This is a genomic window from Rhizobium sp. BK098 (assembly GCF_014193155.1).
Classification (GTDB): domain Bacteria; phylum Pseudomonadota; class Alphaproteobacteria; order Rhizobiales; family Rhizobiaceae; genus Rhizobium.
The window spans coordinates 587,130-603,306 of the sequence record NZ_JACHYY010000002.1 but is presented as its reverse complement, the minus strand read 5'-3'; the positions used below and the strand labels follow the sequence as shown (position 1 = coordinate 603,306).

The following is a 16,177-nucleotide window of genomic DNA, read 5'->3' as shown; positions in this document are numbered from 1 at the left end:
GACCGCCCATCCCCATTGAGCCAGCCAATGGGGATGGGCATACCGGCCCGACCGATCAAAACCTTTTGTAGCGCCCATCAGCGTCAGCCACTTCCGTATCGGCCGGGTTCGCTCTAGCTTCCTCACGGACTTCAATCGAGGAACGGAACATGCTGACATTCTATTTCGCGCCCGGAAGCTGCGCGCTCGCCAGTCTCATCGCTCTGGAAGAATCTGGTCTCACCTACGAGCGCCGTCGCCTCAACCTCGCCAATGGCGATCAGCGTCAGCCGGATTATTTGGCCATCAATCCCAAAGGTCGCGTTCCGGCCCTGGTGACCGATCGCGGCGTCCTCACCGAGAATATCGCGATCATGGCCTACATCGCCCAGATCGTGCCGGCCGCGAAGCTGGCACCGCTCGACGACCCCTTCGAATTCGCGCAGATGCAATCCTTCAACAGCTACATCGTCTCCACCGTTCATGTGAACCATTCGCACAAGGGGCGCGGCTACCGCTGGACCGACGATGCGGCAGCCATCGAGACGATGAAGGCCAAGGTGCCGCAGACCATGACCGAAAGCTTCGCGCTGATCGAAGACAAGATGCTGAAGGGTCCCTGGGTGATGGGAGAGCAATATACCGTCGCAGACGGCTATCTCTTTACCATGGAGAAGTGGCTGCCGGGAGACAATGTCGATATCAAACAGTTCCCCAAGGTCAACGCGCATTATCACCGCATGCTTGAGCGCCCGGCCGTTCAGAAGGCGCTTGCCATCGAACAGGGCTGATCGATCAGCCGAACATTGCCAGAAGTTTTTTCGGGGCGCGGTATCGCCACGCCTCGATCAAGCGTAGCTCCAGTTCCTCGTCGCCGATTGCTTTGATCCGCAGCGGCAGCGAGGGCCAGCCGATATAGTGATCCGTCTGGTAGTAGATCTCCGGCGCCATTTCCATCAGTTGCTCCTTTCGGTCGATCGGCAGCGACAGCACGATGGTCTCGTTGTTCTTGACGGTCACGAACGCCTTGCTACCAACTTTGAAGGCCGGCAGGCCGTAATGAAGGCCAGGTTCGACCTCAGGCAGCCGGGCTTGCGCCACCAGCCGCTGCAATCGTTCCGCTATGGCGTCCATGCCTACATTTAACGTCATGCGCGTTTGAGTGCGATGATTAACTCTCTTATGCGCATTCTTCCGGCTGAATGGTCCGCTTGTCCATAGGCCGCCCCAGATTTTCCGGCATCAGCGGCAGGTCGGCCAATTCCTCAAGCGACATGGCCGCAAGTATGGGATGCTGCAACGGATCGCTGTCCGGTTTGCGATCCTCTTCGAGAAGATGACTGAAGAAAAGCTTCAAGATCGACATGGTATGCCTCCTTGGATGCTCGCATCGATGCAACCATGAGGGCATCAGCTGAGCAAGCGGCGACGGTCTTCAATTTCATGGTGTGATAATCGCGCGAGCATGCGCTCAATGCAATTGAGAATGCGGAGATACTGATATAGATATTCTATAATGAGAAACCTAAACAACGTTCATCTGAATGGCTTGCGCGCCCTCGAGGCGGTCGGGCGGCTCGGTTCGCTGCAGGCGGCCGCCGACGAACTCGGTGTAACGGTCGGTGCGGTCAGCCAGCAGGTCATCAAGGCGGAGGCGCAGCTCGGTCGGTCGCTGTTCGAGCGAACTCCAAAAGGCATGATGGCCAGGGCATCGGGGCTGGCGATATTGACGAGGCTTAACGAGGGCTTCCAAGCGCTTACGGCCGCAGTCGCGCTTGCGCAGCACGAGGATGAGAATATCCTTACGATTTCGGTCGCGCCGGTCTTTGCGGCCCGCTGGCTCGTGTACCGGCTGGACCGCTTTGCCAGCCGTCACCCCGATATCCGTCTACGTATCGACGCCACCACGCGCCTGATCAATCCGGCGACATCGGATGTCGATATCGGCATCCGGGTCGGCAGCGGGCAATGGCCCGGCGTCAAGTCTGAGCTGCTTTTGGCGCAGGAAGTGTTCCCGGTCGTCACGCCGCAGATCGCTGCAGGGCTGCAGGAGCCCGCCGATCTTCTGAAAGTCCCCGCCGTCATCGATGGACATGCGATGTTCGGCTGGGAGGTCTGGCTGCGCAAGGCGGGACTATCGGGCCATTGCATGGAAGAGCGGCACATCTTCAACGACGCGTCGCTCTGTCTGGATGCGGCCATAGCAGGGCAGGGGGTGATGCTCGCCTGGCAGACGCTGGCTGGCTATGCTCTGCAGCAGAAATGCCTCGTCGATCCCTTCGGTATCCGCGTAAAGACGGGCTTCGGCCATTATTTCGTCACCGCCCCCGGCGTGCGGGAGCCGAAGAAGGTGACCGCCTTCAAGGCCTGGATTCGCGAGGAGATGGAAGAGAGCATGCGTCTCTTCCGATAGGGTCTATCAGACCGGCTCGTGACCGCGGGTCGCCTGCATGGCCTTGTAGGCATCGCGTGCCTGGCAGCGGTCGATCCAGGCCTTCATCTTCGGACGCGCATCGAACAATTCCTGTTCTGTCTGGGCATAGCGCATCACTTCCGCGAGGTTCAAGTCAGCGGCCGTGAAGCGATGGCCGACGAGATAATCCTGACTTTGCAGATGCTTTTCCAGCACGTCGAGCGGCTTCTTCAGCGAGCGGCAGGCAACGGCGATCCCGGCCTTGCCGGCCTCGCTGTTTTCCTGGGCATTGTCATAGATGCGAACGAGCGCGACGCTGTAGGGCTCCACTTCGGTTGCCGCCCACATGGTCCACATCGACATCTGCCCTTCTTCCTCCACCGTCTTGCCGGCCAGAGGACCGCCATACTTGCGCGCGAGGTAAAGATTGATGGCGAGCGATTCATGCAGAATGAGGTCGCCGTCCTTGATGCAGGGGATCATGCCCATCGGATTGACTGCCAGAAACTCTGGCGACATCGTGTTGATTGGCGCATCGGCAGCCAGCGGATTGGCAAGCCGGCTGGCCTGGATGACGGGCACGGATTTGAACTCGACGCCGAGCTCCCCAGCCATCCAATAGTTGCGCGAAGCGCGCGAGCGATAGACACCGTAGATCGTCAGCATATGCGTCTCCTAGATTCGAGTGAGCGCGACCTTAGGGGGTGAGTCGCATGCATAAAACCCCTTGCGGCTGATATCTCCGATGAAAGCTCGTGATGGATGCGCCTATGCGACGGGTCGAAGCACGAAAATATCTGTGAGCAGCCCAAATTCTTTACAAATCATGCGGCCGACGCCCCGCCTTCGTTCGGAAATTAGCGCGGGTGCATGTTAGAATTCCACAATGATTTTCGTTGGAAGCGGTAGGAGGTTTCCGGCGAGAAGAAAGCGCAATTGGTGACTGCGATCTCGGGAGGAGAGCAGATGCTTGCGACCAGTGTATCGCTAGACGACAAATATACCGCAGAGGAAGGCCGCGTCTTCATGACCGGCTTGCAGACGCTGGTGCGGCTGCCCATGACGCAGATGCGCCGCGACCGCGCTGCCGGCCTCAATACGGCGGCCTTCATTTCAGGCTATCGCGGCTCGCCGCTCGGCGGCTACGACCAGCAGCTCTTGAAAGCCAAGACTTACCTGGACGCTCATGACGTCACCTTCCAGCCCGGGATCAACGAGGATCTTGCTGCGACGGCCGTATGGGGTTCGCAGCAGGTCGGCCTTTCCCCCGGCGCCCGCAAGGATGGCGTACTTGGCATCTGGTATGGCAAGGGCCCTGGTGTCGATCGCTCCGGCGACGTGCTGAAGCACGCAAACGCTGCGGGCACCTCCAAATATGGCGGCGTCCTCTGTATTGCCGGCGACGATCATTCCGCCAAATCCTCCACCATGCCGCACCAGACCGACCATGATTTCATGTCTGCAGTCATCCCGGTCATCTATCCCTCGTCCATCCACGAATTCCTCGAATACGGCCTCCTCGGCATCGCGATGTCGCGCTATTCCGGCTGCTGGGTCGGCATGAAGTTCATCGCCGACACCATCGAGACGACGGCGGCTGTCGATCTGTCAGGCGAGAGGCGGCAATTCGTGCTGCCGACCGATTTCGAAATGCCGCCCGGTGGGTTGAATTTGCGCTGGCCCGATCCGCCGCTGGTACAGGACGATCGTCTGCAGACCTACAAGGCCTATGCGGCCATCGCCTTTGCCCGTGCCAATCGCGTCGACGAAATCACGCACGATGTGCCGAACGCCCGCCTCGGCATCATCTCGTCCGGCAAGGCCTATGAGGATGTGCTGCAGGCACTGCGCGAGCTGGAGATCGGACCACAGGAAATGGGAGCGATCGGCCTGCGTATCTTGAAAGTGCGCATGCCCTGGCCGCTGGAGCCCGAGGCTGTCAGGCATTTCTCCGAAGGGCTGGACGAGGTTCTCGTCGTCGAGGAGCGACGCGAGATCATCGAGAACCAGATCAAGCAGCAGCTCTTCAACTGGCGGGCCGATGTCCGTCCGCGAATCGTCGGCAAGTTCGACGAACACGATAAGCCTTATCTCAGCCTCTCCGCGGCATTGACTGTCGGCGCCGTCGCCAGAGCGATTGCGGGGCGTATCGTCAAGCTCGATCTCGATCAAGGCCTGCATGACCGCATCGCCGCCAAGCTCGCCTATCTCGCCGAGCGCGGCCAGATCAGCCGCAGCCATGTGGCGCCGCTGAACCGCACACCCTTCTTCTGCTCCGGCTGTCCGCACAATACGTCCACCCGCGTTCCCGAAGGAAGCCGCGCCATTGCCGGCATCGGCTGCCACTACATGGTCACCTGGATGGACCGCAACACCGAGACCTTCACCCAGATGGGCGGCGAAGGCGTGCCATGGACGGCGATCGCCCGGTATACCGACGAAAAGCACATGTTCGTCAACCTCGGCGACGGCACCTATTTCCACTCCGGCATTCTCGCCATCCGCCAGTCCGTCGCCTCCAAGGTCAACGTCACCTACAAGCTGCTCTACAACGATGCCGTCGCCATGACCGGCGGCCAGCCGATCGACGGCTACCTGACGCCGCAGCTGGTGACGAAGCAGCTGCATGATGAGGGCGTCAAGCCGATCTATTTGCTCTCGGACAATCCCGATGCCTATCACGCTTCCGACCTCGCGCCCGGCGTCAAGGTGTTGCATCGCGACTATATCGATCAGGTGATGCTGACGCTGCGCGAGACCGAAGGCTGTTCGGCGATCGTCTACGTTCAGACCTGCGCCGCGGAGAAGCGCCGTCGCCGCAGCCGCGGGCTGATGGAAGACCCGGCCAAGCGCGTCTTCATCAATCCGGCCGTCTGCGAGGGCTGCGGCGATTGCTCGGTGCAATCCAACTGCATCTCGGTCGAGCCGCTGGAAACCGAATTCGGCCGCAAGCGCCAGATCAACCAGTCGAGCTGCAACAAGGATTTCTCCTGCGTCAAAGGCTTCTGCCCGTCCTTCGTGACCGTTCATGGCGGCAAGCGCCGCAAGCGAAAGGCGCTTGATCATGCCGATGTCGATGTCCCAATGCCCGAAATCCCCGTCATCGGCGATCGTCCGTGGAATATCGCGATTGCCGGCGTCGGCGGCACGGGCATCCTGACGATCGGCGCGATCCTCGGCATGGCCGCGCATCTCGACGGCAAGGTGCCGATGATCCTCGACATGGCAGGCCTTGCCCAGAAGGGCGGCGCGGTGATGAGCCACCTGCGCATCGGCCACAATCAGGCCGATGTCACCTCCTCGCGTATCGTCAATGGCGGCGCGGATCTGCTGTTATCAGCGGACGAGGTGGTGGGTGCCTCCAAGGATGCGATCACGCTCTGCTCGCCGACGCGCACCACGGCCATCGTCAACACCGGGCTGATGCCGGTCGCCGATTTCGTCCGCAACCGCGACTTCGATTTCAAGACCGGTTCGATCCAGCACGCGATCGCAAAGACCGTCAGCGACAAGTCCATTTTCCTCGACTTCGGCCATGTCGCGACGGAGGTGACCGGCGATGCCATGTCGAACAATATCCTGCTGACCGGCTTTGCCTGGCAGCGCGGCCTTTTGCCTCTCTCTTTGGAAGCGATCGAAAAGGCGATCGAGCTCAACGGGGTCGCCGTCAAGGCGAGCCTTTCCGCCTTCCAATGGGGGCGGCTTCTGGCGCACGACCCGCAGGCCGTACATGCCATGATGGCGGAACCCCGGACGGGTAAGACGCTGACGGAGCTGAGCCTCGATGAACTCATCAAACACCGCAAGGCGCATCTGACCGCCTATCAGAATGCGGCGCTTGCCGAACGCTATGCCGCCTTTGTGGCCCACGCCAATGCTCTGTCTACAAAAGAGCGGCTTTCGGATAAGGTGCCTTTTGCGGTTGCCGTCACCTATGCACGAGTTCTCGCCTACAAGGATGAATACGAAGTCGCTCGTCTTCTGACCGATCCCGCCTTCGAGGCGCATCTGCGCGAGGAGATGGAGGGGGATTTCAAGCTGGCCCTCAATCTCGCGCCGCCCGTGCTTGGCGGTAAGGATCCGAACGGCCGGCCGAAGAAGCGCGAGTTCGGCGCGTGGATCCTGCCATTGCTCCGCGTCCTTGCGCCGATGAAGCGCCTGCGCGGCACGCCCTTCGACCCCTTCGGCTATATGGCGGAACGCCGGCTGGAGCGTCGCCTGATCGCTGATTATGAAGGGGTCGCCGAGCGGGTACTTGCCGGTCTGCGCCATGACAACGAGGCCGAGGCCCTTGCCATCCTCTCGCTATTTGATGAGATAAGAGGCTTCGGACCGGTCAAGGAGGAGGCCGCCCGCAAGATCATGGTGAGAATTGCTGACAAGCTGAAGGCCTATGAGGCGCCTGTGAATACGCAGGGCAAACAGCCCATGCCTGCCGACGCCGCATGATGGCGATAGCCGAAACTTGAAGCGGGCATAAAGAGGTATAGGTTCGTAAGGATCGCGCGTTCGGGAATATCGGGAGGAGAAGCCGGATGTTTGCAGGGGGATTGAACTTCGCGCTGGGAGAGGACATTGACGCATTGCGCGAGCAGGTGCGCCGTTTTGCCAATAACCGCATCGCGCCGTTTGCCGATGAGATCGACCGCAACAACAGTTTCCCAATGCATCTCTGGAAGGAGATGGGTGACCTCGGCTTGCTGGGGATCACCGTCGATGAAGCCTATGGCGGGGCGGGTCTCGGTTATCTCGCCCATACGGTGGCGATGGAGGAAATCAGCCGCGCGTCGGCCTCCGTCGGCCTAAGCTATGGCGCCCATTCCAATCTCTGCGTCAACCAGATCTACCGCAACGGCACGACCGCGCAGAAGGAGCGCTATCTGCCGAAGCTGATTTCGGGCGAGCATGTGGGGGCTCTCGCTATGTCGGAACCGAGCGCGGGCTCCGATGTCGTCTCCATGAAGCTGCAAGCGGAGAAACGCGGTCATCGCTATGTGCTGAACGGCAGCAAGATGTGGATCACCAACGGTCCCGATGCCGACGTTCTCGTCGTCTACGCCAAGACCTCGCCGGATGCCGGCCCGCAGGGGATCACCGCCTTCCTGGTCGAGAAAGGCTTCCCCGGCTTCTCCGTCGGCCAGAAGCTCGACAAGCTCGGCATGCGCGGCTCGAACACCTCGGAGCTGATCTTCCTCGATTGTGAAGTGCCGGAGGAGAATGTTCTGGGGCAGGTCGACGGCGGCGTGCGTGTGCTGATGTCCGGCCTCGATTACGAGCGCGTCGTCCTCTCCGGCGGCCCCGTCGGCATCATGGCCGCCTGCATGGATGTGGTGCTGCCCTACATGCATGAGCGCAAGCAGTTCGGCCAATCGATCGGCGAGTTCCAGCTCATGCAGGGCAAACTTGCCGACATGTATGTCACCATGAATGCCGCCCGTGCCTATGTCTATGCGGTGGCTGCCGCCTGCGATCGCGGTGAGACGACCCGCAAGGATGCAGCCGGCTGCATCCTATATTCCGCCGAGAAGGCGACGGCGCTGGCGCTCGAATGCATCCAGGCGCTCGGCGGCAACGGCTATACCAATGACTATCCCGCCGGACGGCTGCTGCGCGACGCCAAGCTCTACGAGATCGGTGCCGGCACCTCCGAGATCCGGCGCATGCTGATCGGCCGCGAGCTGTTCGGCGAAACGGCCTGATTGCGAAATTCCATTCCCATCAACCGGTGAAGCGCATGACCGTCCTGAAATCAGAGATATCGACGCATTCGAATCGCTTCCGGGAAAATCGCGCCGCCATGTTGGAGGCGATCGGCATTGCCGAGGCTGCGGCGTCGCAGGCGGCAGAAGGCGGCGGCGTGCAGGCGCGTGAGCGCCATGTCAGCCGCGGCAAGATGCTGCCGCGCGATCGCGTTGCCGGCTTGATCGATCCCGCCACGCCGTTTCTGGAAATCGGCATAACTGCCGCGCACGGTCTCTATAGCGGCGACGCGCCGGGCGCCGGTCTCATCGCTGGTATCGGCCGCGTTTCCGGCCGCGATTGCATGATCGTCTGCAACGATGCCACGGTCAAAGGCGGCACTTACTATCCGATCACGGTGAAGAAGCATCTCCGCGCGCAGGAGATCGCCGCCGAAAACAATCTCCCTTGCATCTACCTCGTCGATTCCGGCGGCGCCAACCTGCCGAATCAGGACGAGGTGTTTCCGGACCGCGATCACTTCGGCCGCATCTTCTACAATCAGGCCAATATGTCGGCCGCCGGCATCCCGCAGATCGCCGTCGTCATGGGCTCCTGCACGGCAGGCGGCGCCTATGTGCCGGCCATGTCGGATGAAACCATCATCGTCGAGAAGCAGGGGACGATCTTTCTCGCCGGTCCGCCGCTCGTCAAGGCGGCGACGGGGGAGGTGGTCTCAGCCGAGGATCTCGGCGGCGGCGATGTTCACACGCGCCTCTCCGGTGTTGCCGATCATCTGGCACGCGACGATGCCCATGCACTTGCGCTCGCCCGCCAGGCGGTCGCCAATCTCAATCGCCGCAAACCCGAGAGCGTCGAGCGTCGTACACCCGATGCACCGCTCTACGATCCTGAAGAAATTCTCGGCATCGTCCCCTCGGATCTGCGCACGCCGTATGACGTGCGCGAGGTTATCGCCCGCATGGTGGACGGCTCCCGCCTCGATGAATTCAAGGCGCGCTACGGCGCGACGCTGGTCTGCGGCTTTGCCCATATCCATGGTATCCCTGTCGGGATCATCGCCAACAACGGCGTCCTCTTCTCGGAGTCGGCGCTGAAGGGCGCGCATTTCGTCGAGCTTTGCTCCCAGCGCAAGATCCCGCTGGTCTTCCTGCAGAACATCACCGGCTTCATGGTCGGCCGCAAATACGAGACGGAGGGCATCGCCAAGAACGGCGCCAAGCTGGTGACGGCTGTCGCCACGACCAAGGTCCCGAAGATCACCATGCTGATCGGCGGCTCCTTCGGCGCCGGCAATTACGGCATGGCCGGTCGCGCCTACTCGCCGCGTTTCCTCTGGACCTGGCCCAACAGCCGCATCTCCGTCATGGGCGGGGAGCAGGCGGCGGGTGTGCTCGCCACCGTGCGCGGCGAGGCGCTGGCGCGTGCCGGCAAGCCTTGGGCGCCGGAAGAAGAGGCCGCCTTCAAGGCGCCGACGCTCAAGATGTTCGAAACCCAGAGCCACCCGCTCTACGCCTCGGCCCGCCTTTGGGACGATGGCATCATCGATCCGCGTAAGAGCCGCGACGTGCTGGCTCTGTCGCTTTCAGCAGCACTCAACGCACCGATCGAAGACACACGCTTCGGTCTGTTCAGGATGTGAGGAGACGGAGATGAAACGCGATGCCATCAATGCCAAGAATGCGCCGCAGCCCCGCGGCGGTTATGCCCAAGCTGTAAAGCTGGAGAATTTCGAGCGACTACTTTTTATCAGCGGACAGATACCGACCGATGTCGATGACGCCTTGCCGGAGGGATTTAAGGCGCAGGCCCGTCAGGTCTGGCACAACATCGACGCCCAGCTGAAGGCGGCCGGCATGACGAAGGACGATATCGTCAAGGTCACCACCTTTCTCGCCGATCGACATCATACGATTGAGAACCGCGAGATTCGCAGCGAATATCTCGGCTCGCTCGCGCCGGCCATGACTGTAGTGATCGCCGGTATTTTCGATACGGCCTGGCTGCTCGAAGTCGAAGTCATTGCCGCGCAATAGGGTCTGCCGATGTTTTCGAAGATACTGATCGCCAATCGCGGCGAAATCGCCTGCCGCGTCATCCGCACGGCGAGGCGTCTCGGCATCCGCACGGTCGCCGTCTATTCCGACGCCGATCGGAATGCGCTGCACGTGGCGCTAGCCGACGAGGCCGTCCATATCGGCCCGGCGGCGGCGAACGAAAGTTATCTTTCGAAAGAGAAGATCATTGCGGCAGCTCAACGCACTCAAGCGGAGGCCATTCATCCAGGCTACGGCTTTCTCTCGGAAAATGCCGATTTCGCAGAGGCGGTCGAGGCTGCCGGTCTGGTCTTCATCGGCCCATCGCCGGCCTCGATCCGGGCCATGGGCCTCAAGGATGCGGCCAAGGCGCTGATGGAGCGGGCGGGCGTACCTGTCGTGCCCGGCTATCACGGCGATGGGCAGGAGGCCGGCTTCCTTGCCGATCAGGCGGCCGCAATCGGCTTTCCCGTTCTCATCAAGGCGCGGGCAGGCGGCGGCGGCAAGGGCATGCGCCGCGTCGACCGTCCCGAGGATTTCGAGGCTTCGCTGGAGGCGGCGAAGCGCGAGGCGAAATCCGCTTTCGGCGACGATGCGGTGCTCATCGAAAAATATCTCGTTAGACCGCGCCACATCGAGATCCAGGTCTTCGGCGACAGTCATGGCAATGCCGTGCATCTTTTCGAGCGCGATTGCTCGCTGCAGCGCCGGCACCAGAAGGTGATCGAGGAGGCACCGGCCCCCGGTATGACAGAGGAGATGCGCACCGCCATGGGTGAAGCGGCTGTTCGCGCCGCCCGCGCCATCGATTATCGCGGCGCCGGCACGGTTGAATTCATCGTCGATGTCTCCGACGGGCTGTCGCCGGATCGCTTCTTCTTCATGGAAATGAACACACGCCTGCAGGTCGAGCATCCCGTCACCGAAGCGATAACCGGCGTCGATCTGGTGGAATGGCAATTGCGCGTCGCGAGCGGCGAGCCGCTGCCGAAGGCTCAGGATGAGCTCACCATAAACGGCTGGGCCTTCGAAGCGCGTATCTATGCGGAGGATCCGGCGCGCGGCTTCCTGCCGGCAACCGGCACGCTCTCTCGCTTACGCTTTCCCGAAGGCGATGTCCGCATCGATGCGGGCGTGCGCGAGGGCGATACCATCACCCCGCATTACGATCCGCTGATCGCCAAGCTGACGGTGCACGCGCCGGATCGGGCAGCCGCCCTGGCGAAGCTCACGCGAGGCCTGGAGCAGACGCAGGTCGCCGGGACCACGACCAACCTCGATTTCCTCATTCGCCTCAGCCGTCAATCGGATTTCGCCGCCGGCCATCCGGACACTGGATTGATCGACCGTGACGTGGAGGCGCTGACTTCCGCGCGGCAGCCCGACGATGCGGCTCTTGCCATTGCCGCCATTGTTGAGGCAGGTGGGTTTGCGCAAGCCGCTGGCAATGACCCGTGGCTGTCGCTCGGCCCTTGGCAGCTCTGGGGCGAGGCGAGCCGGCCAGTCACGGTGCATTTTGCCGGCGGTCATCAGACTTGCCGCGTGGCTGCAAGGGGTCGGTCGCTGTTCGGCGTCGCCTTTGACGATCGCATCATTCTCGTTCGCTTGCTCGCGGGTGAGGGCCTTGCCCGCCACGTCGAGATCGACGGCCGTCAATCTCAACTGGGTGTCTTCGAGACATCGTCAGGTGTGACTTTGTTCCTTGATGGGCAGACGCATCATTTCCATCGCCTCGATCTTCTCGACGGTGGAGAAGAGGCGGCCAGCGGCGGTGACCGCGTCATCGCGCCGATGCCGGGTCTCGTCAAGATCGTCCGCGTGCGCGAAGGCGACTCGGTGACCAAAGGCCAGGCCCTGATCGTCATGGAGGCCATGAAGATGGAGCTGACGCTGACGGCCGCCCGCGACGGCATCGTCGAAAGTCTGCATGTCGGCGAGGGCGATCAGACCAGCGAAAGCGCCGTGCTTCTGTCGCTTCGACCGGAGGATGCGCCATGATCAACAAGCCTTCCAATCACGCCACCATCGTCGAGATGGCGCCGCGCGACGGTCTGCAGAATGAAAAGCAGCTGGTCGATACCGCGCGGAAGATCGAGCTGGTAAACCGGCTTTCCGATTGCGGTTTTGAGCGCATCGAAGTGACGAGCTTCGTCAGTCCGAAATGGGTGCCGCAACTGGCCGATGCCGCCGATGTCATGGCCGGCATAGAGCGGCATTCCGGCATCCGCTATGCAGCGCTGGCGCCCAACATGCAGGGCTTCGAAGCCGCCCTCGCCGCCGGCGCCGATGAGGTCGCGATCTTTGCGTCCGCTTCCGAAACCTTCTCCATGCGCAACATCAACTGCTCGATCGCCGAGAGCATTGAGCGCTTCCGGCCGGTTGCCGCTGCCAGCCGGGATCGCGGTGTCCCGTTGCGCGGCTATGTCAGCTGCGTCGTCGAATGCCCCTATGAGGGTGCCATACCGCCGCAGAATGTCGTCAGCGTTGCCTGGCAGCTTCGTGCCCTTGGCTGCTATGAAATCAGCCTTGGCGACACGATCGGCAAAGGTACGCCTGGGGCTGTCGACCGGATGCTTGCCGCAGTGCTGGGCGAACTGCCCGCCATGGTTCTGGCAGGGCATTTTCACGATACGTCGGGGCGCGCACTGGAGAATATCGCCGTCGCTCTGGAGCGCGGCCTGCGCGTCTTCGATGCTTCGACCGGCGGCCTCGGTGGTTGCCCCTTTGCCCCCGGTGCCAAGGGCAATGTCGATACCGTGGCGGTCTGCGACTATCTGGAGACGCAGGGATACGAAACCGGTCTTGATAAAGACAAGCTTGCGGCGGCCGCCGCCTTCGCCCGCAGCCTCGGGAGTGCCGCATGATATCGCAAACGATCCGCATCACCACCGACGAGCGCGGTGTCGCCTATCTGACGCTGATGCGCGCCGAAAAGCACAATGCCCTGTCGGCCGAGATGATCGATGATCTCACGGCTGCAACGAATGAGCTTGCCCATGACAAAGCGGTGCGTGTCGTCGTGCTCACCGGTGAGGGGGGCAGCTTCTGCGCCGGCGGCGATCTCGGCTGGATGCGCGCCCAATTCGACGCCACGCGGGACGGACGCATGGTGGAAGCGCGTCGGCTTGCCATGTTGTTCAAGGCGTTGAACGAGCTCCCCAAGCCGCTGATCGCCCGCGTTCATGGCAATGCCTTCGGCGGCGGCATCGGAATCCTCAGCGTCTGCGACATGGTGATCGCGGCATCGACAGCCCGCTTCGGTCTGACGGAAGTACGCCTCGGCATCATTCCCGCCACCATCAGCCCCTATGTCGTCGCCCGGATCGGCGAGACGAATGCCCGCCCGCTCTTCCTCTCCGGCAAGATCATCGATGCCTGGCAGGCACATGCAACAGGTCTTCTGTCACGAGTCGTGGCGGAGGAGGCGTTGGACGAGGCCGTGGAGTCGGAAGTCCGCCATTTCCTGGCGGCATCGCCGCAGGCAGCGGCCCGTGCCAAGGCCTTGGCGCGCTCTGTCGGCAGGCCGGTTACCGATAGCATGATCGATCACGTCGTCGAGCAATTGGCGGATGCCTGGGAGACCGACGAGGCGAAGGAAGGCATTACTGCCTTCTTCGAAAAGCGGCAGCCGAACTGGCGAACGGGTTAAAGCGCATGCCGTTATCGCAAAACCGCTGCATATTTTTGCGCGGCATGCGTTAAGCCAGTCTGTTGTTTTCGATGGTCAATTGCGGGAACTGCGCGCTTCCCTTGGTGAGGTCGTCCGATGCAGGCTTGTCCCAGCGAAAGCCCATGATCGCAGCTTGTTGCATCTCCTGGAAGAGATTGCCCGCAATCACCGCCGAGCCGGCACCATCCGCAACCGAGACGACGCAGCCGATGCCGGCATGTCTGACGATATTACCTGTCGCGACGACATTGCGGAGATATTGCCCCCAGCCGAGCCGCATGCCCCAGAGCGGCGCATTCTCAATGACGTTGTCGGCAACAAGCGTATCGGCCTCGGCCGATATACCGATGCCAAAGCCGCCATCCTGCGCATAGGGCGCTGTCAGCGAAAGATTGCGGATGACATTGCCCGTTACCGAGGCGAGCCTTCCGCCCTTGTCGAAATTGGTGACCGAGATGCCGTTCGTTGCGCCATCGACAAGGTTGTTGTTGATCGTGGCGCCGACGAATTCGAATTCGCAGTAGATGGCCGTTTCGCCCGAACGCAGGCATTGATTGTTCGAGATCTGCACATTCGATGCCGAATTGGCGCGGATGGCGGTGAAGGCGCAGTCGGCGATCTGATTGCCAGAAACCGTGACGCCGTCGGCGCGGAAGACGTTGATGCCATTACCGTTCTGGCCGGTGCCGCCGCCATTGGCGCGAATGCGGGCAATGCGGTTGTTGATGACACTGCTCCCATCCTCGGCCTTGTCCCAACGATGGATGAGGATGCCGCCATTGCCGCAATCCTCGACGCGATTGCCTGCCACCGTCAATCCGGTTGACTGGACGGAGTAGATGCCAGCGTCCGCCGCGCCGGAGATGCGGTTGCGCTCGATCCGGCCGCCGCAACGTTCGAGCTGCAGAGCATGCTTGCGGCTGCCGGTAACTTCGCAATTGTCGATCAGCACCTCATCGACGCCGGTAAATTGCAGAAGGCCGCTGGCATAATCGGCAAGCCAGCGATTGCCGCCATCGAGCACGAGGCCGGAAAGCTCGATACGCTTGGCCTTGTCAGCATTCATCAAATGGCCGTCGCCGCTATAGATGAGCCGCGAGGCGCCGGGAACGCCTGTAATGCGGGTATTATCCGGCAGCGTCAGGTTGGAGATATTGTATGTGCCCGGCGGCAGGAAGAGCGGCATGTTGGCCCGTGCCGCATTGTCGATCATCGCTTGCAGCTTGCCGCTCTTGAAATCGCCGGCGCCCGGCGTCGTTTTCAGCGCAATGGCGTCGATTGGTCCGCGTAGCTCGGCACCGGCCATCTTGGCGAGCGGCGCGGCGAAAACGCGCGGCGCAAGCAGGCCGGTCGCTGCCGAGGCGGCGAGGGAAGCGACAAAGGTGCGGCGTTGGATCATTGCGAGCTCCTGGAACGGATCTTACGAAGCAGAAATCGTGCCAACGCTGCCTGTGCCGTTTTGATACAGATGGCGCTCTTCAAACGCTTTCGGTCGGCCAAGAGCCTCGACCTCTTTCTATTCCATTTACCAGTCCTGTACAGGCGATGACCTGCACCTAATCCATTTGAGCTAGGGGCGACTCGCCGTGCATGTTACCCCTCCAGCATGCGGATCGCGGCCTTTCAACGTCTGGCACTTTTCGACGCCGTCGAGCAGGCGGCCGAGGTTTTGGCACGCGATCTCGCCTGGGCGGAAGCTGAAGGCATTGATCTCGCCCTCTTTCCAGAATGCTATCTGCAGGGGCACAGCTACAACGAAGCCATCGCCAGACGCCGCGCGCTTTCGTTGAACGATCCCGGTTTGAATGCGCTTGTCGCCCGGTTCGCAGGGGGGAAAACGACAGCCGTCGTCGGTTTTTTCGAGCGGAGGGACGATGGGGTCTACAACAGTGCTCTAGTCGTCAAATCTGGTCGAATCATCGGGGTCTATGCCAAGGCACATCCGCTAGAGAAGGGTTGCATGCCCGGAACGGATTTTCCGATCTGGGAGGAGGGGAATTGGCGCTTCGGCATCAATATCTGCGCCGATCTCCGATATCCCTACACCGCTCGCCGCGTGGCCAAAAAGGGGGCAGGCCTCATCTGCAATCCCGTCAATCTCATGCTTCGGCCCCATAAAGCCGAGATGTGGCACAAGCCGGGGATCTCGGGGCTGCAGATCTGCGCCAGGCATACGAGCTGCTGGGTCATGGCGTCGGATGTCGTGGGCAGCAATGACGACGGCTGGGTGAGCTACGGCAGCACCGCTATCGTCGATCCGAACGGCGTCGTCGTCGCCAAGGCCAAGCCCTATTGCGAGGATGCTCTCGTCTTCGATCTGCCGTATCGGCAACCGATACCCGGATTCGATCAAAAAGCTGCCGCCATCGCTACCTAATC

General features: G+C 61.6%; 14 protein-coding genes. 10 read left to right on the top strand and 4 right to left on the bottom strand.

From position 1 onward, the window contains the following. The first annotated feature begins 149 nt into the window (after positions 1-149). A complete protein-coding gene (locus FHT73_RS07805) occupies positions 150-770 on the top strand; it encodes a glutathione S-transferase N-terminal domain-containing protein (RefSeq protein WP_183710773.1) in 621 nt (206 codons plus the stop codon). A 4-nt stretch (positions 771-774) separates the two neighbouring features. Here FHT73_RS07805 and FHT73_RS07800 read toward each other — a convergent pair whose 3' ends face one another. After that, a complete protein-coding gene (locus FHT73_RS07800; protein WP_183710772.1) occupies positions 775-1,131 on the bottom strand; it encodes an MmcQ/YjbR family DNA-binding protein in 357 nt (118 codons plus the stop codon). 28 nt (positions 1,132-1,159) lie between these two features. Further along, positions 1,160-1,345, bottom strand: coding sequence for a hypothetical protein (locus FHT73_RS07795; RefSeq protein WP_112605737.1), 186 nt, complete (start codon positions 1,343-1,345; stop codon positions 1,160-1,162). 150 nt (positions 1,346-1,495) lie between these two features. Here FHT73_RS07795 and FHT73_RS07790 point away from each other — a divergent pair, with 150 nt between their 5' ends. Then, positions 1,496-2,392, top strand: a complete 897-nt coding sequence (locus tag FHT73_RS07790) for a LysR substrate-binding domain-containing protein (RefSeq protein WP_183710770.1) — start codon at positions 1,496-1,498, stop codon at positions 2,390-2,392. A 6-nt stretch (positions 2,393-2,398) separates the two neighbouring features. Here FHT73_RS07790 and FHT73_RS07785 read toward each other — a convergent pair whose 3' ends face one another. Beyond that, positions 2,399-3,058 carry a glutathione S-transferase family protein gene (locus FHT73_RS07785; RefSeq protein WP_183710768.1) on the bottom strand — a complete coding sequence of 220 codons (660 nt, stop codon included), beginning with the start codon at positions 3,056-3,058 and terminating at the stop codon, positions 2,399-2,401. A 273-nt stretch (positions 3,059-3,331) separates the two neighbouring features. Between FHT73_RS07785 and FHT73_RS07780 the strand changes: the two genes are divergently transcribed. The 7 genes from FHT73_RS07780 to FHT73_RS07750 all read left to right on the top strand — a co-directional run bounded on the left by FHT73_RS07780 (position 3,332) and on the right by FHT73_RS07750 (position 13,777). Then, complete coding sequence (locus tag FHT73_RS07780) at positions 3,332-6,841, top strand: indolepyruvate ferredoxin oxidoreductase family protein (protein WP_348648125.1); 3,510 nt, start codon at positions 3,332-3,334, stop codon at positions 6,839-6,841. Between the two features lie 86 nt (positions 6,842-6,927). After that, positions 6,928-8,091 (top strand): isovaleryl-CoA dehydrogenase, encoded by a 1,164-nt coding sequence (locus FHT73_RS07775; protein ID WP_183710764.1) that lies wholly within the window; start codon positions 6,928-6,930, stop codon positions 8,089-8,091. Between the two features lie 35 nt (positions 8,092-8,126). Beyond that, complete coding sequence (locus tag FHT73_RS07770; RefSeq protein WP_183710762.1) at positions 8,127-9,734, top strand: carboxyl transferase domain-containing protein; 1,608 nt, start codon at positions 8,127-8,129, stop codon at positions 9,732-9,734. Between the two features lie 10 nt (positions 9,735-9,744). Beyond that, positions 9,745-10,128, top strand: a complete 384-nt coding sequence (locus FHT73_RS07765; RefSeq protein ID WP_112335569.1) for a RidA family protein — start codon at positions 9,745-9,747, stop codon at positions 10,126-10,128. A gap of 9 nt (positions 10,129-10,137) precedes the next feature. After that, positions 10,138-12,126 (top strand): acetyl/propionyl/methylcrotonyl-CoA carboxylase subunit alpha, encoded by a 1,989-nt coding sequence (locus FHT73_RS07760; protein ID WP_183710760.1) that lies wholly within the window; start codon positions 10,138-10,140, stop codon positions 12,124-12,126. Then, on the top strand, positions 12,123-12,992 hold the full coding sequence (locus tag FHT73_RS07755) for a hydroxymethylglutaryl-CoA lyase (protein ID WP_183710758.1): 870 nt from the start codon (positions 12,123-12,125) through the stop codon (positions 12,990-12,992). Before FHT73_RS07760 ends, FHT73_RS07755 begins: the two co-directional genes overlap by 4 nt. Then, positions 12,989-13,777: a crotonase/enoyl-CoA hydratase family protein gene (locus tag FHT73_RS07750; protein WP_183710756.1), complete on the top strand. Its 789-nt coding sequence runs from the start codon at positions 12,989-12,991 to the stop codon at positions 13,775-13,777. Before FHT73_RS07755 ends, FHT73_RS07750 begins: the two co-directional genes overlap by 4 nt. 49 nt (positions 13,778-13,826) lie before the next feature. Here FHT73_RS07750 and FHT73_RS07745 read toward each other — a convergent pair whose 3' ends face one another. Then, entirely contained in the window at positions 13,827-15,197 is a 1,371-nt protein-coding gene (locus FHT73_RS07745) for a TIGR03808 family TAT-translocated repetitive protein (protein WP_112605710.1), read from the bottom strand. Positions 15,198-15,404: 207 nt separating this feature from the next. On the opposite strand from FHT73_RS07745, the gene FHT73_RS07740 reads away from it, so the two are divergent. Beyond that, positions 15,405-16,175, top strand: a complete 771-nt coding sequence (locus FHT73_RS07740) for a carbon-nitrogen hydrolase family protein (protein WP_112605707.1) — start codon at positions 15,405-15,407, stop codon at positions 16,173-16,175. Positions 16,176-16,177 lie beyond the last annotated feature (2 nt).